This window comes from Spirosoma sp. SC4-14, from assembly GCF_037201965.1.
GTDB lineage: Bacteria > Bacteroidota > Bacteroidia > Cytophagales > Spirosomataceae > Spirosoma.
Window position 1 is genome coordinate 1417622 of the sequence record NZ_CP147518.1, and the last position, 20241, is coordinate 1437862.

A 20241-nucleotide genomic window follows, 5' to 3' on the forward strand; every position below is an offset into this window, starting at 1 on the left:
CGGGGTAGTTTGTCAGCGATTGAATCGCTGACAAGCAATGGGTTAGTTAGCTTTCTGATGGAAAATCATCAGCGAAATGTCGGTATAGAGTGTCATGTTCTTTGTAACACTTTTGCCAAGGAGCTTTTCGGTTAAGGTATGGTGGTGGGCCGACAGTACCAGCAGATCGACCTGATTGTCTGCCAGATATTGCTCCAGGCTTTTTTCAACGTTATTGCCTTTCAATAGGTTGAAACTAAGGTTAGAAAGCCCGGTTTCTGCTTTTACCCGCTGCTCAAAATTGTTCAGTGCTGTTAGGGCCTCCGCCGATTCTTCTTTGGCAATGTGAATAACCGTAATATGCGCGCTAAATGCCTGGGCAATCTGTGCCAGCTTTTGCAGATTGGCACAATCTCCCGACATATAATCGGTGGCATACACTATGTTGCTAAGCGTTTCCAGTTGCAGGTTTTCGTGGGTGGTTATGACAGGACAGGGCGCTTTTTCGACCACCCATGAGGTATTGGTACCAAAAATTTGCCCTTCCAGCCGGTTTCCCGATCCCTGTGTTCCCATCACAATAAGATCGACATTTTTTTCAGCCACCAGCCGTAGTATTTCGTCGCGTAACTCGTTTTGGGAGCTTATATACTCAGGCTCAGAGAAAGCCACGATACCGGCGTTATCATACAGTTCTTTTAATTCCTGATCAGAATAATTTTTTGCAAACAGCGCGTCCTTATCAAACGATTTAGCCGATCCATAAGCGTTTGAATGAAACGTATGGAATGAGTGAAAAAGAATGAGTTGGGCCTGGAGTTTCTGTGACAGGTTAATAGCAAAATGCAGAGCGTTTTCTGAGTTTTTTGAAAAATCGACCGGAACTAGGATTGTTTTCATGGCTTTAGGATACTCTCCTCGCTTGTGTGGTTAATCTGTCGTAAAATTAGGCGGGAGAATATACGTAGAGATGATTTTGGTCATTCATCGGTATGAGTTATTCTGCTGCTTTTTATGTTAAAACGCGAAAAAGGTTACCAAATTACTTTTCTGCAATCGCGCTTAGAAGTTGTTAGAAGTAGGGCTCGAACCTAGTAGTTACTACGCTTAACGACGGCATCTGTTGCCGTCAAATCGCTAAGCCAAATAACTTCTTTTTCGCTACAAGACGTTTATTTGCCACCTACCTTTGCGATATGACTCCAGAAAACGATCCTCGGCCGTGGTCGGTCGAACACTCTGAATACATCCATCAGCTACCGTGGTTTACGGTTCGTAAAGATGCCATCAAAATGCAGAATGGTGGCGAAATTCCCAATTATTTCATCTTCGAATATCCCGACTGGATTAATGTCGTGGCCATCACAACCGAAGGTCAACTGGTGCTTATTCGCCAGTACCGTCATGGAATTGCTGGTGTACATTATGAACTTTGTGCGGGGGTTGTCGATCCGGGCGAAGATCCACTGGTGGCGGCCCAGCGCGAATTATTGGAAGAAACGGGCTTTGGTGGCGGAAACTGGCAACCGCTGATGACGCTGTCGGCCAATCCGGGCACGCACGCAAACCTGACCCATTCGTTTCTGGCAACGGGAGTTGAACTGAAACAGGGTCAACATCTTGAATCGACGGAAGAAATTACGGTACACGTTGTGTCGAGGGAACGCGCGCTGGAAATAATCGATAATGGCGAAATGATGCAGGCACTTCACATTGCTCCTCTACTGAGGTATTTGTCTGAACCGCCAGGCGGCCCTGCGGGATTTACAGGATTGTAATGGTTAACGTGATTTTACACGATTTTGCTTTCGCTTCTTTGAAGCGCTTTATTCGTGTAAATCATTAAAATCCCGTAAATCCCGGTTCAGACAAGTATCTTTGCCGTCCATTTGTGATAACCGGTTTATCAACTCATACAAACTCAGGTTCTGAAGTGATTATCCCTCTTGCTCACCGTGCCGATCAAACGCAGGAATACTATTTCTCGGTGAAACTGGCCGAAGTCCGTCGCCTGCAGGCGGCTGGCCACGATATTATTAATTTGGGAATTGGAAACCCCGACATGATGCCGTCGGCCAATACCATCGATGCATTGATTCAATCGGCTCAGCAGCCGTCGTCGCATGGGTATCAGCCTTATAAAGGCACTGCTGGTCTTCGTCGGGCCATAGCACAGTTTTATGCCCATACGTATGGTGTTTCGCTAAACTCAGAAACAGAAATATTACCGCTGATTGGCTCCAAAGAAGGGATTACCCATATTTCGCTGACGTTCCTGAACGATGGCGATGGCGTGCTGGTGCCTGAGCTGGGTTATCCGGCCTATCGGGCAGTTAGTCAGATGGTAGGTGCGCAGGTCCGTGAGTATCCGCTGCTCGAACACGGCGGCTGGCAACCCGACTGGAACGCTATGGCCGATCTGCTGACCGATACCACAAAAATTATCTGGCTCAATTATCCGCACATGCCTACGGGCGCACCCGCAACGCGTGAGTTGTTTGAGCGGGCGGTTCGTTTTGCGCATGATCATCGGCTTTTACTGTGCCACGACAATCCGTATAGTCTGATTCTGAATAAGAAATCGCCTATCAGTTTACTGTCGGTCGATGGCGCAAACGAAGTGGCTATTGAGCTGAACTCGATGAGCAAGTCGCACAACATGGCGGGTTGGCGCATCGGCTGGATGGCTGCCGCAAAGGCGTATGTCGATGCCGTTTTAACAATCAAAAGCAACGTCGATTCGGGGCAGTTTAAGCCCTTGATGGATGCGGCTTCGGAAGCATTGACGAATTCCGATGAGTGGCATCGGGAACGAAATGCAGTTTATCAGGGGCGTCTGGATGCCGTTCATGCTTTTCTGAACGCACTGGGCTGTAGCTATACAACGGATCAGGAAGGGCTATTTATCTGGGCAAAACTCCCCGATTCGGTGGAGTCGGCTGAAGCGCTGGTCGACGATCTACTCTACAATAAGCACGTATTTATTGCCCCCGGCTTCATTTTTGGTCCCAAAGGCAATCGTTATATCCGTATTTCACTGTGTATGCCCGAAGAGCGGATCACCGAAGCTGTTGGCCGTCTGAACCAGGATTTTTAGGATTTACCTGACTGACTTTGATTCTTGTATGATTTACTATTATTTGCAACGCAACGATACATATAGTAGACAAATCATTTCCAATGTTTAAAGCAGAATACAGACATTCTGAATTAACTGGTAAGGTAATAGGATGTGCATTTGAGGTTCATAGAGTATTGGGTAATGGATTTCAGGAAGTGATTTATCAACGCGCTTTAGCCATTGAACTAGAAGAGTGTGGCCTTACATTTTCTCGCGAACACGAAATGCCAATTTTTTTCAAAGGCCGACATATTGGTTCTCGTAGAGTTGATTTTTTAGTTGAAGAAATTGTATCTGTTGAACTAAAAGCAATCTCTACTCTTGATGACGATCATTTAGCACAAGCCATCAATTACTTGGAAGCTTACAATCTTGAGATCGGTATGTTGATCAATTTCGGTAGTCCAAGCCTTCAGTTTAAACGGCTGCTGAATAAGAAGTTTAGACCATAATCACCGTTCATTAGCGTATGTACAATTATAGTCAGCCATCTATCGAAATCATTTCTAATAAATCAATAAAATCAAAGTCAGTCAGGTAAATCCTAAAAATCCCGGTTCAGATGACCGTTTCAATCATAGGCATAGGCTTGCTCGGCGGATCGTTCGCGCTGGCCCTGCGCGAAAAATACCCTCGAATGCATTTTGTTGGCGTCGATAAATCTGCCGTAAATGGCCAGTTAGCCCTGGCCAAAGGCATTGTCGATGAGATTTTACCACTAGAAGAAGCCGTGGCCCAGAGCACACTGGTTGTGATGGCGACGCCTGTCAATACCATTATTGACCTGCTGCCCACCGTGCTGGATTTACTACCCGAAGGGGCAACCGTACTTGATTTGGGGTCGACAAAAGGCCTGATCTGCGGTGTGGCCGATGCGCATCCAAAACGTGCCCAGTTTGTGGCGGCTCACCCAATGGCCGGCACCGAAAACTCCGGTCCCGGTGCTGCGTTTAAGGAACTGCTGCCCGGAAAAAACCTCATCATCTGCGACCGCGAAAAAAGCAATCCCGACAGCCTGACACTGGCCGAAAGTCTGTTTCGCGATGCGGGCATGAAGCTCTTCTATATGACGCCACAGGAGCACGATCTGCATCTGGCCTACGTTTCGCACCTAAGCCACATTAGTGCATTTGCGTTGGGACTAACCGTTCTTGAAAAAGAAAAAGACGAGAAAGCCATTTTCGATATGGCCAGCACCGGCTTTAGTTCGACCGTTCGACTGGCAAAAAGTTCTCCGCAGATGTGGGCTCCCATTTTCGATCAGAACCGGGCCAATGTATCGGATGCACTGGCTGCCTACATTGAGTTTCTGCAACAGTTTAAACAGGTAATCGACGACCGGGACATTACTACCTCGCTCGAATTTATGCAGCGTGCTAACGTGATCCGGCGGGTACTGGACGGGATTGAGAAGCGGTAGATGTCATCAGGTTGCGGGTATCAGGAAGGTTCCGCTAATGACAGATAAAGGCATCGTCGAATGGAAGCAAACCGAATCACTTACCTAAATGTATAGAAAACTTAACGGTTGATTTGATACAAAAAGCGTTTCTTTTTGTTTATGGATAGACTACGGGACAAACTGGGTAGTCCTGTTTCGCAACAAACAACCAAAAACGCTTATGCAGGCAACTGAAGCACCAGCAACACAGGCTGGTACAATTACAATTGGTGGTGAGAACGGTTTTACGGTTAATCGGATGGCCTATGGAGCCATGCGGATTACAGGCGATGGCATCTGGGGGCCGCCCAGAGATCATGATGAGGCTATCCGCGTACTGAAACGCACCCTTGATCTAGGGATTAATTTTATCGACACTGCTGATAGCTATGGTCCGCATATTTCAGAAGAACTGATTGCCGAAGCACTTCATCCATATCCAGAAGGGTTAGTCATTGCTACTAAAGGTGGCTTGCTCCGAACGGGCCCAAATCAGTGGCCGGTCGATGCCAGCCGAAAACACCTGGAAGAAGCGCTGGACGGTAGCCTGAAACGACTTAAGCTCGACCAGATTGAGCTATACCAGCTTCATCGCTTCGATCCTAAAGTGCCTTCGGAAGAGTTTCTTGGCTTTTTACAGGAAGCGCAGAAAGCCGGGAAAATAAAACACATTGGCCTTTCCGAAGTGGGTATCGAACAGATTGAGGAAGCAAAGACCTATTTTGATGTTGTTTCGGTACAGAATATGTACAATTTTGGTCAGCAGAAATGGAACGATGTGCTGAAGTACTGCGAACAACACAACATCGCCTTTATTCCGTGGTATCCGTTAAATTCTGGAAACATATCGGCTACCGAAGCGATCAAGAAAGTAGCAGCGCGGCATAATGCTACTGATTATCAGATTGCATTGGCCTGGCTTTTGGCGGCCTCGCCAGTAATGTTGCCTATTGCGGGCACATCGTCTGTTAAACATCTGGAAGAAAACGTTTTGGCTGCTACCATCAAACTGACCGACGAAGACCTACAGGATATGCCTCTGCCAAAGTAGGGGTTTATGGTTGCTCCGCCTACTAGTATGCATCTTATTGAGGCAGCGCAACCATAAACCCATTAACCTAAATTCCTATGACATCCCAAACGAATCTGGACGCCCAGCAGTTGCTGGCTAACACATTACAGCGGTTGCAACAGGGAGCTGAGCACATCAGTCCCGTCGATGAACTGATCAATCAGTGGAGTGATGCACTTGGCGAGGGAAATCTGACGCTCGATACTATTGCTGATGAATTGTATTCGCTAAAACAGGCTCTTACGGAAGGAAAAGCGCCTAAAATTGCCGGATCGTTGCATACCCTGAGCAAGCTAACCAAGCGGGCGGCAAACGAATCGTCGGATGTAGGATTAGTAGGTCAATTGCTGCAACTGGCAGAAGTACTCGATGATTTATCGGCCAGAGTTGCTCAGACTCGCTAGAAAATCAATAAAGGGATGCCCCTACGGCATCCCTTTATTGATTAATGGTTAGCTGCTGATTGGCAACCAGTTAGGCTGCCTGATGCAGGCCTTTAATTTTATCGTAAGCGCCTTTCAGCTCGCTCAGTTGTTTTTGCAAATCTTCTTTAATATATGCCGGAATATGATCTTTGGCAATCGCATCTTCATACGCTTCTACCGCTGCGTTTTCGCCAAACTCCACTGAGCTTAAAATCGCTGATCGATCTTTACCCGTAACGGCCGACTTAATATCGATCCAGGCACGGTGCAATTTACTGGATAGGTCGGTTGAGTCTATATCAGCTACTCCGGTTCCATCAATCCGAACAATATGGTCGGCTAACTGGCTACGGAACTGTTCACTCTGAATGACCATGTGGCGAAACAGCTCATTTAGCTGAGTATCTTCGCTGTCTTTGATGGCATCTTCGTAGCCGTGAATGCGGTCGTTATTGATCTTGACCAGATCGTTGAGGTCGTCAACGATTTCTTTGTTAGTTATCATAACAATTGATTTCGATAGTTAATGAATTACAAGTCAATAACCCTGAGTTCGATCAATTGTTTGTTGGGAAAGCGTAAGAAACTAAGAAAGAGGCCGTTCAGCCTCTTTCTTTTAGTTATAAAATGTCAGCAAATTACAACCGTACAATCTCGGCGCCGATGGCGTTCAGACGGGTGTCAATGTGTTGATAACCCCGGTCGATCTGCTCGATGTTGTCGATGATGCTGGTACCTTTGGCCGACATGGCTGCAATCAGGAGCGCAACGCCTGCCCGAATATCGGGCGACGACATACGGATACCTTTCAATGGAATTTGTCGGTTAAGTCCAACGACTGTAGCCCGGTGTGGATCGCAAAGAATGATTTGTGCGCCCATATCGATCAGTTTATCGACAAAGAACAATCGACTTTCAAACATTTTCTGGTGGATGAGCAGCGTTCCCTGCGCCTGTATGGCCGTAACCAGTACAATGCTTAACAGATCGGGCGTAAAACCAGGCCAGGGCGCATCGGCAACGGTCATCATGCCACCATCGAGGAATGATTCGATCTGGTAGTGGTCCTGAGCCGGAATATAAATGTCGTCGCCCCGATACTCAATCTGAATGCCCAATCGCCGGAACTGGTCCGGAATGATACCCAACTCTGGAATACGACAATTCTTGATCGTAATTTCAGATTGTGTCATGGCAGCCAATCCGATGAACGAACCGATTTCGATCATGTCGGGGAGCATGGTATGTTCAGTACCGTGAAGTTCCGATACGCCCTCAATTGTGAGCAGATTTGACCCCACGCCCGAAATTTTAGCGCCCATGGCATTGAGCATTTTGCTCAGTTGCTGTAGGTATGGCTCACAGGCCGCATTGTAGATGGTCGTAACACCTTCGGCCATAACGGCAGCCATCAGCACATTGGCGGTTCCGGTTACGGAGGCTTCATCGAGCAGCATATACGTGCCACGAAGGTTGCTGGCATCGACCTGATAATAACCGCCGTCGTTGGCATCGTAATTAAACTGAGCTCCTAACTTTTCGAAACCCAGGAAGTGCGTATCGAGCCGCCGACGACCTATTTTGTCGCCACCTGGCCGCGGAATTCGACCTTTTTTGAAGCGGGCCAGCATTGGCCCCAGTAGCATGACCGAGCCGCGCAGCGCAGCCGCCTTGCGTTTATAGGTATCACTTTCCAGATAATCGAGGTTAACATCCGAAGCAACGAACCGATACGAGTTTTCGCCGATTTTCGTAACCCAGACGCCAAGGTCGCCCAATAGATCGATGAGTTGGTTGACGTCGCGGATGTTTGGGATATTATGAATTGTGACGGGTTCTTTGGTCAGCAGAACAGCGCAGAGAATTTGCAGAGCCTCGTTTTTGGCACCCTGCGGAATTAGTTCACCGCTGAGCCTGCGTCCGCCTGTAATTTGAAATGAAGCCATGTGTGAAATGATGAATTATGAATGATAAATGATGAATTATGAATGATTTTACTAGCTGCTCATCATCTATCATTCATAATTCATCATTCATAATTAACCGGCGGTTATCGTCTCCGACGGTCGTTGTTTCGGTTATTATTTGGACGCCCCCCCTGGTTGTTGCCGCCATCGTTGCGGAAATTGCGTTGATTGCCGTTTTGCCGTCCCTGGTTGTTGCGGTTGCCTGATCCGTCGTTGCGGAAGTTCCGCTGACCACCATTTTGCCGCCCCTGGTTGTTGCGGTTGCCCGACCCGTCGTTGCGGTAGTTATTGCCACCAATTCGTTGCGGTTGCGTCTGATCGCCTGTCCGTTCGCGGGGAGTCGACTCAACTAAACCCTGTTCACGAATCAGGTTGATATCGTCGGCCAGTTTTCCGTTCGAAATTTCGAGCAGGCTTTGATAAATTGTTTCGTCTTCTACCGATTCTTTGTTCCAGGTTTGGTAGAATGTGCGCATCAACCGGGTCAGGTATGATACAAATGCCCGTTTTTCGTCTGGATCTTCAATTGAAATAGCCTTTGCTACCAATAAATCGACATTACGGCCAAAGTGTTTAAACTTCAGGTGATGGGTGTTGTAGGGAACCCGCTGGGGTTTTTTGCCTAATGCCTCTTCTGATGGCGGAGGATACGGGCTGTCGACATCCAGTGTGAAGCCTGACATGATATACAGATCGTCCCACAATTTATTATAGTAGTCCTGACCATCCTTCATGTTAGGGTGGATTTGCCGCATCAATTCGACCAGAATATGCGCATAGCGTGTGCGTTTCTCCCGATCTTCAATGTTGACCATGTTGTCAACCAACTTCTGGATACTGCTGCCGTATTCTTTCAATGGCATTTCCGAATTCGTGATAAAGAGAACAAAAGTACGAAGAATGGAGTAAGGGGCAAGGGACAATAATCGGGGGAACATACTGTGTAGAAAGATGCGTTACCTTTGTACGGCATTATTGGCCTCTGCGTCCTTCTTTTCATGCAACTAGTACCCCGTTCTTTTCTGGCTATCTATCGACCCGAACTTATTGATACGTTCCGGCTGAGCGTACCCATCATTATTGCACAACTGGGCGTTGTGCTGATGGGTGTGACTGATAATCTGTTTGTTGGGCGCTTGCTGGGGGCTGTACCTTTAGGGGCTGCCGGACTGGCCAATTCGCTCTCGTTCCTGATGTCGAGTATTGGTGTGGGCGGGCTCACAGTAGTGGCAGCTCTGGTATCGAAGGCACATAGTCAGAAAGATGCTGCGGCTATTAACCGATTATTTCGGGCAGGTTTACGGGTTGCTGGCTTATTTAGTCTGGTTTTTGGTGGTTTGTCGGCATGGCTGGCTTTTGACTTCAGCCTTTTCGGGCAAACGGCCGAAGTAACCCGCCTGGCCCGCGACTTTATGTTAATTGTGAGTATATCGCTGGTGCCGTTATTGGTATTTGTGGCAGCTCGTCAGTTGGCCGATGGGTTGCGGTATCCGCGTGTGGCTATGGCCATAACCTTATCGGCCCTGTTGCTCAATGCTCTTTTCAATTACATTCTGATAGAAGGCGTTGGCCCATTTCCGAAAATGGGGCTGATCGGAGCGGCTACGGCAACTTTGTTTTCCCGGCTATATATGGCAAGTGCGATGTTGGTCTATATCTATCGATCAGCGCATTTTAAGCCTTATCTGCTGAAAACGTTCCGATCGCTACCAGCCGTTGAAGAAGTTAAAACGATTCTGAAACTAGGTATTCCGGGCGGACTTACGTTTTTCTTTGAGGTCGCAACATTTTCGTTGGCAGTCGTAATTGTTGGCTGGCTTGGCGAAGATCAACTGGCTGCTCATCAGATTGCTATCAACATGGCATCTGTAACTTATATGATGGCCACCGGAATTTCGTCGGCGGCTGCTATTCGGGTAAGTGCGGCTGTAGGGAAAGGGAGCCGCGAAGGGGTTTTTCGGGCTGGAACAGCCGCATTTATGTTGTCGATTGGCTTTATGAGCCTGGCGGCTATCTTGTTTTTGTCGGCAAATGAATGGCTTGTTTCGCTCTACATCCGGGATAATCCGGCGGTGATGGACATTGCCGCATCGCTGGTCATTGTGGCCGGATTTTTTCAGCTTTCCGACGGCGTTCAGGTAGTAGCATTAGGGAGTTTGCGGGGGCTTTCCGATGTAAATGTGCCGACTGTCATCACGCTGTTTTCCTACTGGGTTGTAGCATTACCGCTCAGTTATGTGCTGGCTTTTCCGTTTGGACAGGATGCCATTGGAGTCTGGATTGGGTTGTTGTCGGGCTTAAGTATTGCAGCCGTATTGCTCACAACGCGCTTTTTCCGGCGCATCGACCAGATAAGCTATACGCTGCTGGTCGATGCGCCCTCTGGAGTAAGTATCAATTAGGCTAAAATACCAGATTAAACGTACTGCCCTGACCAGGTATTGATGTGGCTGTGAGTTGTCCGCCATGAAGTTGCATAATCTGACGCGATAAGCTCAGTCCAATTCCCGACCCGGTTTTTTTCGTTGTATAGAATGGAATGAATATTTGTTCCAGCGCTTCGGGTTCAATGCCAGGCCCATTGTCCGACACGCTGATAATCACCCGTGGGCCGTCGGTTACGGCTTCGAGCTTAATGGTTGGATTGGGGGTTTCGTCCAGAATTTCTACCGCATTTTTTAATAGGTTGATCAATACCATTTCAATCTGGTCGGCATCGGCACGAATGGCCAGATTAGGCGATACATTATTGGTGAGGATCGTAATCGGATGCTTTTGATTATTGGCCTGGGCAAGCTGAATAACATGACGCAACAGATGGGCTACCGAAACCTCGGCGAAATTAGGCTGAGGTATGGTTGTAAAATGGCGATAAGCATCCACAAACCGCATCACACCGGCTCCCCGTTGTTCAATGGTGTTCAGGGCGTCGCGCAGATCTGTAACAGACGAAGCAAAGAAAGAAGGCGACAATAGCGCCGACATCGCTTTATCGGTAGCGCTGCTGTCGGGTTCAAGAGCCAAACTAGCTTCGGCAATAGGAACAAGATCTGTTTCAACAATATCGCGCATGGTACCGGCCAGCGATACAATGGGCGTAATTGAATTCATGATTTCGTGCCGCAATACTTTGGTCAGGTTTTGCCAGGCATCGAGTTCACGTTGTTGTAACTCCGTACGAATGTTCTGGAGCGATGCCACCGTAACTAAGCGCCCGCGAAGCCGAACGGCGGTGCAGCGAACGGATAACTCACCATCTGTGCCAGTCTGATACGAAACCGGAGTAGGCGAGGTTGACGCCGATTTAAGAACATTGACCAAATCGGCATGGGTAGCGTTGATGTCGCTGAGAGTTCGGAGCCGGTAGGTGCCCAGTAATCGTAACGCCGACTGATTCACCAGTTCGACCTGTCCGGCGGCATCGAAGGTAAGCAATCCTACACTGACATGTTGCACAATTGTGTTGACATAGTGCAGATTAGCTTCTTTCTCAGCCCGAGCTTGCCGGAAGGCATCCAGCACTTCGTTGAACTGATCGTTGAGTTCGTGGAAAGATGGCCCCAGGTTGCTATCGGCCCGAAACGCAACTGCAAAATCAGAATACCGAACCGACTCCAGAAACCGGGTCAGTTTACGGTTTAAACTGGTAACAAATCGGTATAGATTAACGGATAAAACTAAATGAGCAATAAGCAGTGGGAAAAGCAGTATGCCATTGCTTTCCTGAAGATAAAGATAGGTTAGGGCTACGGTTAAGAGAACTATGGCCGTAATGCGCCATCCAATGCCTATTGCAAAACGATCCATGCCTTATGCTATCCAGCTAAACGGATATTCGAGTGTAGGAACTTTGGTCCGCTCAGCAATTCGGCGCAGACGATTGGGTAGAGCCATCACATAATCGCGGGCTCGCTGACCGGCATCATCCAGATCGGTAATGCTCCCAATTTTCCAGTCGGCCAGTAAATCATCCAAAATGTCGATGTAGTCGTAGGTTGTATAAACGCCCAGCCGTTGGGCTGCATCGGAGAAGTGACTGAATGTCTGACCTATTTTGACACCCGTTTCCCGAAGGAAGTGAGCGGGCATCACTATTTTCTTTCGCATCATATCTTCAAATGCCAGCATCATTTCGGTGGGGTCTACTTCAAATATCTGCTTAACAAAAGCTTTATAGGCTTTCGCATGGCGCATTTCGTCTGACGCAATCACACCACAAATTTTAGAAAGCTGCGAGCACCCAGCCTGTTTCGCCAGTGTAGCCGTCCGGCGATGCGAAATATTGGTGGCTAGTTCCTGAAAGGACGTGTATACAAAATTCCGATATGGATCGCGACCGGTTCCAATATCAAAACCATCGGCAATCAGGTACTGCGTTGAAACCTCCATAGCCCGCATATTGACACGGCCAGACAGGTAGAGGAATTTGTTGAGCAGGTCGCCATGTCGATTTTCTTCGGCTGTCCAGCCACGTATCCAGGCTGTCCAGTTCTGGGGGTTATTTTGGTCGACGCCTTCCATGTCCATCAGCCATGATTCGTAGGTTGGCAGTGCTTCTTCAGTTATGGTATCGCCAACCAGCACCGCCACATAGTCGTAAGAAAGTTCACGAACGCTTTCGCGAAGAAATTTTACTTCATCCAGAAAATTTTCCCGTGTAGAATCAGGCAACAGGTCGGTCGGTTGCCAGTTCGTTTCGATGGGTTTAAGGTAATCGCCAATTAAGGCATCTATTTTTTCGCCGACGAAACGCATTACGTCTACACGCGAGGCTGATAGAATCATGTATAAGAAACAAAGAAGATCGATAATCCATTCAATAACCTGCAAGGTACGCGTAAAACAAACGCTAGTTTTGATCTGGCCTCGCTTTTTCTGTTATACCTAAACCAACTGATTGTTATTTTTGGCAAAATAATGCGAGAGGAGCATTGTTCTGTTGAATCTGCGCGATGAAAAAAATTGTTGATTATATACTTAGCTGTATTTATTTGCTCTATTTTGGACTAACCCTGGTGGTTTTTCATGGCCTGCAGGTGATAGCGTTTCATGCATTTGGGAAATCGGCTCACAAGAAAGTAGTCGACTGGATGAACGCATCTATTTCCTATGGCTGGTATCTGACAGGAAGCAGCATACGCTTTCAGCAGGAGGATGAATTGCCAACCGATCGCCCCATTATTTTTATCGCTAATCACCAGAGTATGTTCGATATTTCGCCAATTATCTGGTTCCTGCGCAGGCATACCCCCATTTTTGTCTCAAAAATTGAACTGGCAAAAGGTATTCCAGGGGTATCATATAATCTGCGCCGAAGTGGAGCCGCTCTGATTGACCGGAAAGATCCGAAACAGGCAATTGTTGAGATTGCCCGATTGGGTAAGCATATTCAGCAAACGAAGCATTCTGCGGTTATTTTTCCAGAAGGCACCCGGTCGTCGTCGGGTAAAATGAGGCCGTTTGTGACGGGTGGCGTTTCGACGTTATTGAAACGGGCGCCATCGGCGCTGGTAGTCCCAATAGCTGTTCGGGGAACGGGTCATTTTAATCCTAAAGGAATATTTCCGCTAACATCTTTCTCGCGGATGTCGTGGGTTGTGCTGCCTGCCATTGAACCTGCCGGACAAACTCCGGATGATGTTGTGCGATCTGCCCAAGAGGCTATTGCCCAGGAGCTTGGCGTATCGGATAGCGTTATGAATCAATGAGCAACAAAATTGGGCTACCAGCAACTATTTAATGTCGCTTTTTGGGTTAATGCTGTATATTTACTGCAAACACCACCGTTTGTATGACTCCCGAAAAACGCCTGGACCAAATTGAACCTATACTCGCCGATGTAGCGCAAAAAACCGATCGGCTCATTGAATCGAATGGTCAGATTCTTCAATTAGCTGTTGAAAATAAGGCCGAAATCCAGAAAGTAACGCTGCAGGTCGATAAAACAGCCCGAGGATTGGCTGCTCTGACTCTAACAGTAAATAAACGTTTTGAAGGTGTTGATCGGCGATTCGATCAATTGAGCGCAGATGTAGATCAACGCTTTGATAAGGTTGATGACCGCTTTGGGGGTGTTGACCGACGCTTTGATAAGGTTGATGACCGCTTTGAGGGCGTTGATCGGCGCTTTGATCAATTGAGCGCAGATGTAGATCAACGATTCGATAAGGTTGATGACCGTTTTGAGGGCGTTGACCGACGATTCGATCAATTGAGCGCAGATGTAGATCAACGATTCGATAAGGTTGATGACCGTTTTGAGGGCGTTGACCGACGCTTTGATAAGGTTGATGACCGCTTTGAGGGCGTTGATCGGCGCTTTGATCAATTGAGCGCAGATGTAGATCAACGATTCGAAAATGTCGACCTTCGTTTTGATCAGTTGAGTACCGATGTCGACCAACGATTTAGCCAATTAAGGACAGAGGTAAATCAACGTTTTGCTCAGGTTGACCAGCGATTTGATCAATTGACGTCTGATGTTAATCAGCGATTTGAACATCAGGATGCGAATATTCAGGAATTAAAGTCAAGTATTGTTGATCTCCATACAGGGCAGTCCCGTATTGAAGAAAATCAGCAGCGACTTGAAGAGAACCAGCAGCAACTGATAGAATTCCTACGCGAGCGCCTAGGGTAAACACCGAACGCCCCGCCTGAGTAATTCAGGCGGGGCGTTCGGCTAAATAAGATATCTATCTATAAACCAAATTTCTCCAGACGCCGGTACAGTGCTTGTCGGGAAACCCCTAGTTCACGCGCTACATCTGTGATACTGCCACGATGTTTTTGCATAGCCTGTTGAATCAGATGCCGCTCCATATCTTCTAACTGCATTGTTTCGTTAACGGGCGTTGTCGTAAAGGAATCTTTACGGAATACAAAATTGTCTGGCTCCAGAACGTTGCTTTGAGTTAGTTCGGGACGGGCAAGAATAACGGCCCGTTCAACAGCATGCTGCAACTCACGAACATTGCCGGGCCAGCGATATTGCTTCATTTCGGCCAGAAGTGCCGGACTTAGTCCCGTTACCGAACGATTATACTGTTTGGCATATTTCTTTAGAAAAAACTCAGCTAATTGCCCAATATCGCCTGGGCGATCGCGCAGAGGAGGCAAGTGAAGTTCAATAGTGTTGATCCGATACAGTAAATCCTGCCGAAATTGCCGCTCTGCGACCCGCTGATTCAGGTCGGCATTGGTAGCACAAACAAGTCGAACATCGATGGGGCGCGCTTTGTTGGAGCCAACCCGGGTTACCTGTCGTTGTTGAAGTACCGTTAACAACCGGGCTTGTTGCGAAGCACTTAGGTTCCCAATTTCATCAAGAAAAACCGTACCGCCGTTCGCTTCTTCAAATCGCCCGGCCCGGTCATCGCGAGCATCCGTAAAAGCGCCCTTTACATGACCAAATAGTTCGCTTTCGAACAAACTTTCGGTTAGGGCGCCCACATCGACACTTACAAATGGCTTGTCGCGCCGATCCGATTGTTCATGAATAGCACGGGCAATCAGGTCTTTACCCGTACCATTTTCGCCAAGAATCAGAACATTGGCATCAGTTGGAGCAACCCGTTCAACCGTTTCCAGTACCGGGCGCATGGCCGAACCAATAATGGATGTATGTTTTCCATTTACTTTACCCGGCTGTTTTTCTTTTGGACTTGACTCTTCGGCTTCCTTGTCTTGTTTTTTCCCTTCGACAGCGCCCCGAATCGTTTCCAGAAACTTATCGTTTTGCCACGGTTTCAGCACAAAATCGACAGCCCCTGCTTTGATGGCCCGAACCGCCATTTCAACATCGCCATAAGCTGTGAATAAAATAACCCGGGCACTAGGATCAATATCCAGAATACGGTCGAGCCAGGCAAATCCCTCTCGGCCACTGCTAACATCTCGCTGGAAATTCATGTCGAGAACAATAGCGTCGTAGCGGTTATTGTTGAGCAGAAAAGGTAGCTTTTCAGGATTTTTTTCGATGTCTACAGCACCAAAATGCCGTTTTAGCAGCAGTCGGGCAGCCAACAGCACATCGGGATCATCGTCGACGAGTAGGAGTTTAGCATCTTGCATATACCAAAGATAAAAGAGTCTGGCGATTTGTTGCACGTAGGGGCCATTTCGACCACGAATTACGGTTTTCTTATGTACTTTCGCCGTTAAAAGTCGTTAAGCGGTCATTTATTATCATTAGATGGTCATTATTATGGGCCGTCGGTACAGCCATTTGTTGAGCATTGCCTTTGGCTGCTTAAACAGGGTTACTCAACCAATGAGTAGTTAACCGCTCTAGCGACCGTAATCGTTGTTAATCAATGATAGATCAGTACTCCCCTCTCGATGATCGCTGGTTTTATGCACTTGTATTTGCTGGCGTATTTCTGAATGCAACTGGTTTGTTTCCGCCAATTCTTGAACCTGATGGGGCACTCTATGCCTGCATTGCCAAAACGATGGCACAAACCGGCGACTTCGTGAATCTCTATGCCGTTGGTCGCGACTGGCTCGATAAACCCCACTTCCCCTTTTGGGTATCGGCGGGTAGCTATCTCCTATTTGGGATTAATACGTTTGCCTACAAGTTTCCTGCCTTATTGTTTTTTCTGGGCAGCGTTATCTATACCTACCGCTTTGCCCGTCTGACCTACTCAAAGCTAACGGCGCAAGTGGCTGCATTGGTGTTGCTGACAGCGTTTCATGGTGTTTTGTCAAATAGTGATGTGAGAGCCGAGCCTTATCTGATCATGCTCATTATTGGCCCGGTTTATCACTTCTACCACGTCTTTCGGGGAGGGAAATTCTACCATTTAGTGCTTGGGGCATTGCTAACGGGCTGTGCGCTGATGACCAAAGGGCTGTTTGTTATTGTTCCTATTGGGGCTGGCTTAGGACTTCACTGGCTGCTGACCGGTAATTGGAAGGAGTTGCTGAAGTTTCGCTGGTATTTTGCCGTGATACTGTCGTTTGCTTTCACATTGCCCGAAATTTATTGCCTCTATGAACAATTCGATCTGCACCCCGAGAAAGTTATTTTCGACAACACAGGCGTGTCGGGTATCCGATTCTTTTTCTGGGATAGTCAGTTCGGGCGATTTTTCAACACGGGGCCAATTAAAGGCGCGGGCGACAAGTTTTTCTTTGTTCATACGCTGCTTTGGGCTTTTTTACCCTGGTCGCTGCCGCTATACGTAAGCGTAGGCAAAGCATTGGTCGCAATAGTAAAGCGTAACCATTTTCTGCCCGAATATATATCGCTCGGCTCGGGGCTGGCAACATTTGTGTTGTTTTCGCTGTCGGGTTTTCAACTGCCGCACTACATGAATATTGTTTTTCCATTTTTTGCGGTGTTGACAGCCCATTATCTCGTAACAATCAGTGAGAAAAGTTTGCGTCAATGGACAATTGCGCAGTCAGTTATTGGAGGACTGCTGGTTGTGTTGATTGTGGCTGTTCTGGTGATTGTTCAACCTGTCCATTTGGGTATGGCAGTGAGCTGGGTTATGCTTATCGTATTTGCTACAATCAGCTTGTTTCGGCAAAACACATTACTATCTCTGATGGGGCGAATGGTTGGGGCGATGCTGCTGCTGGCGGGTGTATTGAATCTGTTTCTTTATCCAACATTCATGAACTACGAAGCTGGCCTTGCAGCCGCTCGTTTTGTGAATGAACAACCGCAACGGGTTAACCGACCAACGGCACTCTATGGCTCAACAACTTTCGGAGAAAGTTCGTGGTCCTATGAGTTCTATGTGAAAGGCCCAACTCAGTATATCCGATCTGATTCGGTTTTGCGGCAACTGAGTAGCCAGCGGCCAATACAGATTTTTACTACAACCGTTTATGCCGATTCGCTGGTTAATCGTGGTTTTGCCGTTCGGTCTCTGGCGGCTTTCCCTTATTTCCATATCAGTCAGCTTACATACGATTTTTTGAATTACAATACCCGTTCCAAAACGCTGAAACCGTATGTATTGCTTGAGCTGGACGGGAAAATAAAGTGATTTTGAAAGCGGACAAAAAGCTGTCCGAAAGCGGACAGCTTTTATGAATAATATTTAATCATATGGCTGATAATCAGTATATTTTATTTGTTGGCACGACTATTGGCCCAACAGAGGTAGCGCACAAGCTTGTCATTTTTTTTTCTTAATGTGCAAATTGAATACTTACAATGGATCGCGCCTTACCTAAACGATTTTGGACAACACAACGCATTGCTGTTTTTTCTGGTGGTGCACTAGTAATGGGTCTTTTAGCTTACACATTCCTGTTTGCTGACCGGCGGTCGAAACTGAATGTTGAGAAAGATAAAATAACTATTTCAGACGTTACTACCGGACCTTTCGAAGATTTTATTGCCGTTACGGGCGTAGTGCAACCCCTGAAAACCATTCGCCTTGATGCTATTGAAGGTGGTTATGTGACGCAGAAACTGGTTGAAGGGGGGAACATGGTTCATAAAGGTGATGTATTGTTAAAACTTGAAAATCAGAGCCTGAAACTAAGCTTCCTTCAATCGGAAACGGAAGCGAACCGACTCGTCAATGATCTGCAAAATACTCGTCAGCGTCTGCAAATCGAGCGATTTACACTCCGCAAAACACTAGCCGATCTCGATGCTCAAATCGAACAGGCTAAAGATTCTTATGACCGGCAGGCCAAATTGTATAAAGACAAGGTCGTGTCGGAAGAGGATTATCTGAAAGCCAAACGGGCCTACGAACGGCTGACTGCTCAGCGTGTGATTGAGATAGAAACGCAGAAGTATCAGGAGGAAAATGCGAAGATGCAAATCAAACAACTTGAAGGTACCTTGCAACGTACGCAGAAAAATGTCTCTCTTTGGCAACAGACACTCGATAATCTGGTGGTGAAAGCGCCCGTGTCGGGCCAGTTGTCGAGTATCGATGTAGAAGTTGGGTCGAATATCAACCGGGGACAGAACATTGGTCAGATCGACGATCTGGATGGGTTTAAAATGCGGGTTGGTATCGACGAACACTACATTAGCCGTGTATTTTCGGGTTTGAAAGGTAGTTTTGAGTTTAACGGTAAAGCCAATGAACTCGAAATCAGCCGGGTTTATCCTGAGGTGAAAAATGGCCGTTTCGAAGTTGATATGATATTTCCAAAAGGAGCGCCCGAAGGTATTAAACGCGGGCAGTCGTCGCCAATTCAATTGGAATTGGGCAAGGCTGCTAAAGCTACCCTGCTTCCGGTTGGCGGATTCTTCTCCGATACGGGTGGCAACTGGGTATACGTAGTCGATAAATCGGGCAACCGTGCTGTGAAACGCCCCATTACGCTGGGTCGTAAGAATCCAGAATATTATGAAGTGTTAAGCGGCCTTGAACCAGGTGAACAAGTCATTACAAGTTCTTACGAAAATTTTGGCGATAACGAAGTCCTTGAATTTTAATTTTTCGACAGGATTTACAGGATTTATAACCTCTCTCTAATCCTGTAAATCTTGTTAATCCTGTCAGAAAACTATGATCCAAACAGTTAACCTTCAGAAGCTCTTCTCGACCGAAGAAGTAGAAACCACCGCCCTTAACGGCATTAACATGGAAGTTAAAGATGGCGAATTTGTCGCTATCATGGGCCCTTCGGGTTGTGGTAAATCCACGCTGCTCAATATTTTGGGCTTGCTGGATAACCCTAGCGAAGGAGAATATAATTTCTATGGCACACCCGTAGCCCGGATGACTGAGCGCCAGCGGGCTCAATTACGAAAAGGGTCAATAGGCTTCGTATTCCAGAGCTTTAACCTGATCGACGAGCTGACCGTGTATGAAAACGTTGAGTTACCGCTGTTGTATCTGAAAACTCCCGCCGATGAGCGTAAAAAGCGTGTAGAAGAAGCTTTGGAGCGGATGAGCATCATGCACCGCCGGAATCACTTCCCACAACAACTCTCTGGTGGTCAGCAACAACGGACAGCCATTGCCCGGGCAGTTGTTGCCAAACCCAAGCTAATTCTGGCCGATGAACCGACGGGTAACCTCGACTCGAAGAATGGTGAAGAGGTGATGAAACTACTGGGCGAACTGAACGATGAGGGAACCACCATCATCATGGTGACGCACTCACCCTACGATGCCGGTTTTGCCCATCGTATCGTTAATCTGTTCGATGGTAAAGTTGTAACCGAGAATTTTCACGTATAATCAGAACCGGGATTTACAGGATTTTGTCAGTTGCTTCTTTGAAGCGAATTGATCCTGCAAATC

At 47.3% G+C, this 20241-nt stretch carries 19 protein-coding genes; 12 read left to right on the forward strand and 7 right to left on the reverse strand.

Annotation, left to right across the window (positions count from 1 at the left end):
• Nucleotides 1-42: 42 nt before the first annotated feature.
• Nucleotides 43-879 (reverse strand): universal stress protein, encoded by an 837-nt coding sequence (locus WBJ53_RS05855; RefSeq protein ID WP_338875128.1) that lies wholly within the window; start codon nt 877-879, stop codon nt 43-45.
• Between the two features lie 296 nt (nt 880-1175).
• Here WBJ53_RS05855 and WBJ53_RS05860 point away from each other — a divergent pair, with 296 nt between their 5' ends.
• The 6 genes from WBJ53_RS05860 to WBJ53_RS05885 all read left to right on the forward strand — a co-directional run bounded on the left by WBJ53_RS05860 (nt 1176) and on the right by WBJ53_RS05885 (nt 6017).
• On the forward strand, nt 1176-1757 hold the full coding sequence (locus WBJ53_RS05860; protein ID WP_338875129.1) for an NUDIX hydrolase: 582 nt from the start codon (nt 1176-1178) through the stop codon (nt 1755-1757).
• 155 nt (nt 1758-1912) lie between these two features.
• A complete protein-coding gene (locus WBJ53_RS05865) occupies nt 1913-3076 on the forward strand; it encodes an aminotransferase class I/II-fold pyridoxal phosphate-dependent enzyme (protein ID WP_338875130.1) in 1164 nt (387 codons plus the stop codon).
• Nucleotides 3077-3159: 83 nt separating this feature from the next.
• On the forward strand, nt 3160-3552 hold the full coding sequence (locus tag WBJ53_RS05870; protein WP_338875131.1) for a GxxExxY protein: 393 nt from the start codon (nt 3160-3162) through the stop codon (nt 3550-3552).
• Between the two features lie 110 nt (nt 3553-3662).
• Nucleotides 3663-4520: a prephenate dehydrogenase gene (locus WBJ53_RS05875; RefSeq protein WP_338875132.1), complete on the forward strand. Its 858-nt coding sequence runs from the start codon at nt 3663-3665 to the stop codon at nt 4518-4520.
• Between the two features lie 202 nt (nt 4521-4722).
• Nucleotides 4723-5592: an aldo/keto reductase gene (locus WBJ53_RS05880; protein WP_338875133.1), complete on the forward strand. Its 870-nt coding sequence runs from the start codon at nt 4723-4725 to the stop codon at nt 5590-5592.
• Nucleotides 5593-5669: 77 nt separating this feature from the next.
• Nucleotides 5670-6017 carry a hypothetical protein gene (locus WBJ53_RS05885; protein WP_338875134.1) on the forward strand — a complete coding sequence of 116 codons (348 nt, stop codon included), beginning with the start codon at nt 5670-5672 and terminating at the stop codon, nt 6015-6017.
• 70 nt (nt 6018-6087) lie between these two features.
• Here WBJ53_RS05885 and WBJ53_RS05890 read toward each other — a convergent pair whose 3' ends face one another.
• The 3 genes from WBJ53_RS05890 to WBJ53_RS05900 all read right to left on the reverse strand — a co-directional run bounded on the left by WBJ53_RS05890 (nt 6088) and on the right by WBJ53_RS05900 (nt 8943).
• Complete coding sequence (locus tag WBJ53_RS05890; protein WP_338875135.1) at nt 6088-6543, reverse strand: PA2169 family four-helix-bundle protein; 456 nt, start codon at nt 6541-6543, stop codon at nt 6088-6090.
• A 133-nt stretch (nt 6544-6676) separates the two neighbouring features.
• Nucleotides 6677-7984 carry a UDP-N-acetylglucosamine 1-carboxyvinyltransferase gene (murA, locus tag WBJ53_RS05895; RefSeq protein ID WP_338875136.1) on the reverse strand — a complete coding sequence of 436 codons (1308 nt, stop codon included), beginning with the start codon at nt 7982-7984 and terminating at the stop codon, nt 6677-6679.
• Nucleotides 7985-8088: 104 nt separating this feature from the next.
• Nucleotides 8089-8943 carry a DUF4290 domain-containing protein gene (locus WBJ53_RS05900; RefSeq protein ID WP_338875137.1) on the reverse strand — a complete coding sequence of 285 codons (855 nt, stop codon included), beginning with the start codon at nt 8941-8943 and terminating at the stop codon, nt 8089-8091.
• A 60-nt stretch (nt 8944-9003) separates the two neighbouring features.
• On the opposite strand from WBJ53_RS05900, the gene WBJ53_RS05905 reads away from it, so the two are divergent.
• A complete protein-coding gene (locus WBJ53_RS05905) occupies nt 9004-10407 on the forward strand; it encodes an MATE family efflux transporter (protein WP_338875138.1) in 1404 nt (467 codons plus the stop codon).
• Between the two features lies 1 nt (nt 10408).
• On the opposite strand, the gene WBJ53_RS05910 is transcribed toward WBJ53_RS05905, so the two are convergent.
• On the reverse strand, nt 10409-11812 hold the full coding sequence (locus tag WBJ53_RS05910) for an ATP-binding protein (RefSeq protein WP_338875139.1): 1404 nt from the start codon (nt 11810-11812) through the stop codon (nt 10409-10411).
• A 3-nt stretch (nt 11813-11815) separates the two neighbouring features.
• Nucleotides 11816-12790: an acyl-ACP desaturase gene (locus tag WBJ53_RS05915; protein WP_338875140.1), complete on the reverse strand. Its 975-nt coding sequence runs from the start codon at nt 12788-12790 to the stop codon at nt 11816-11818.
• Nucleotides 12791-12957: 167 nt separating this feature from the next.
• Here WBJ53_RS05915 and WBJ53_RS05920 point away from each other — a divergent pair, with 167 nt between their 5' ends.
• Nucleotides 12958-13713 carry a lysophospholipid acyltransferase family protein gene (locus WBJ53_RS05920; RefSeq protein WP_338875141.1) on the forward strand — a complete coding sequence of 252 codons (756 nt, stop codon included), beginning with the start codon at nt 12958-12960 and terminating at the stop codon, nt 13711-13713.
• Between the two features lie 83 nt (nt 13714-13796).
• The gene (locus WBJ53_RS05925) at nt 13797-14645 is read left to right on the forward strand and encodes a hypothetical protein (RefSeq protein WP_338875142.1); all 849 of its coding nucleotides are present in this window, start codon (nt 13797-13799) and stop codon (nt 14643-14645) included.
• A 59-nt stretch (nt 14646-14704) separates the two neighbouring features.
• On the opposite strand, the gene WBJ53_RS05930 is transcribed toward WBJ53_RS05925, so the two are convergent.
• Nucleotides 14705-16078 carry a sigma-54 dependent transcriptional regulator gene (locus WBJ53_RS05930; RefSeq protein ID WP_338875143.1) on the reverse strand — a complete coding sequence of 458 codons (1374 nt, stop codon included), beginning with the start codon at nt 16076-16078 and terminating at the stop codon, nt 14705-14707.
• Between the two features lie 242 nt (nt 16079-16320).
• Between WBJ53_RS05930 and WBJ53_RS05935 the strand changes: the two genes are divergently transcribed.
• The 3 genes from WBJ53_RS05935 (at nt 16321) to WBJ53_RS05945 (ending at nt 20178) form a co-directional block, all read left to right on the forward strand.
• Nucleotides 16321-18009: a glycosyltransferase family 39 protein gene (locus WBJ53_RS05935; RefSeq protein ID WP_338875144.1), complete on the forward strand. Its 1689-nt coding sequence runs from the start codon at nt 16321-16323 to the stop codon at nt 18007-18009.
• Between the two features lie 170 nt (nt 18010-18179).
• Nucleotides 18180-19427 carry an efflux RND transporter periplasmic adaptor subunit gene (locus WBJ53_RS05940; protein WP_338875145.1) on the forward strand — a complete coding sequence of 416 codons (1248 nt, stop codon included), beginning with the start codon at nt 18180-18182 and terminating at the stop codon, nt 19425-19427.
• A gap of 73 nt (nt 19428-19500) precedes the next feature.
• Nucleotides 19501-20178: an ABC transporter ATP-binding protein gene (locus tag WBJ53_RS05945; RefSeq protein WP_338875146.1), complete on the forward strand. Its 678-nt coding sequence runs from the start codon at nt 19501-19503 to the stop codon at nt 20176-20178.
• The last annotated feature ends 63 nt before the right edge of the window (nt 20179-20241 follow it).

What these genes read in the sequence shown, in the direction of transcription:
- WBJ53_RS05855 (WP_338875128.1), bottom strand. Translation starts at nt 879, where the DNA reads ATGAAAACAATCCTAGTTCCGGTCGATTTTTCAAAAAACTCAGAAAAC.
- WBJ53_RS05860 (WP_338875129.1), top strand. Translation starts at nt 1,176, where the DNA reads ATGACTCCAGAAAACGATCCTCGGCCGTGGTCGGTCGAACACTCTGAA.
- WBJ53_RS05870 (WP_338875131.1), top strand. Translation starts at nt 3,160, where the DNA reads ATGTTTAAAGCAGAATACAGACATTCTGAATTAACTGGTAAGGTAATA.
- WBJ53_RS05875 (WP_338875132.1), top strand. Translation starts at nt 3,663, where the DNA reads ATGACCGTTTCAATCATAGGCATAGGCTTGCTCGGCGGATCGTTCGCG.
- WBJ53_RS05880 (WP_338875133.1), top strand. Translation starts at nt 4,723, where the DNA reads ATGCAGGCAACTGAAGCACCAGCAACACAGGCTGGTACAATTACAATT.
- WBJ53_RS05885 (WP_338875134.1), top strand. Translation starts at nt 5,670, where the DNA reads ATGACATCCCAAACGAATCTGGACGCCCAGCAGTTGCTGGCTAACACA.
- WBJ53_RS05890 (WP_338875135.1), bottom strand. Translation starts at nt 6,543, where the DNA reads ATGATAACTAACAAAGAAATCGTTGACGACCTCAACGATCTGGTCAAG.
- murA (WP_338875136.1), bottom strand. Translation starts at nt 7,984, where the DNA reads ATGGCTTCATTTCAAATTACAGGCGGACGCAGGCTCAGCGGTGAACTA.
- WBJ53_RS05900 (WP_338875137.1), bottom strand. Translation starts at nt 8,943, where the DNA reads ATGTTCCCCCGATTATTGTCCCTTGCCCCTTACTCCATTCTTCGTACT.
- WBJ53_RS05905 (WP_338875138.1), top strand. Translation starts at nt 9,004, where the DNA reads ATGCAACTAGTACCCCGTTCTTTTCTGGCTATCTATCGACCCGAACTT.
- WBJ53_RS05910 (WP_338875139.1), bottom strand. Translation starts at nt 11,812, where the DNA reads ATGGATCGTTTTGCAATAGGCATTGGATGGCGCATTACGGCCATAGTT.
- WBJ53_RS05915 (WP_338875140.1), bottom strand. Translation starts at nt 12,790, where the DNA reads ATGATTCTATCAGCCTCGCGTGTAGACGTAATGCGTTTCGTCGGCGAA.
- WBJ53_RS05920 (WP_338875141.1), top strand. Translation starts at nt 12,958, where the DNA reads ATGAAAAAAATTGTTGATTATATACTTAGCTGTATTTATTTGCTCTAT.
- WBJ53_RS05925 (WP_338875142.1), top strand. Translation starts at nt 13,797, where the DNA reads ATGACTCCCGAAAAACGCCTGGACCAAATTGAACCTATACTCGCCGAT.
- WBJ53_RS05930 (WP_338875143.1), bottom strand. Translation starts at nt 16,078, where the DNA reads ATGCAAGATGCTAAACTCCTACTCGTCGACGATGATCCCGATGTGCTG.
- WBJ53_RS05935 (WP_338875144.1), top strand. Translation starts at nt 16,321, where the DNA reads ATGATAGATCAGTACTCCCCTCTCGATGATCGCTGGTTTTATGCACTT.
- WBJ53_RS05940 (WP_338875145.1), top strand. Translation starts at nt 18,180, where the DNA reads ATGGATCGCGCCTTACCTAAACGATTTTGGACAACACAACGCATTGCT.
- WBJ53_RS05945 (WP_338875146.1), top strand. Translation starts at nt 19,501, where the DNA reads ATGATCCAAACAGTTAACCTTCAGAAGCTCTTCTCGACCGAAGAAGTA.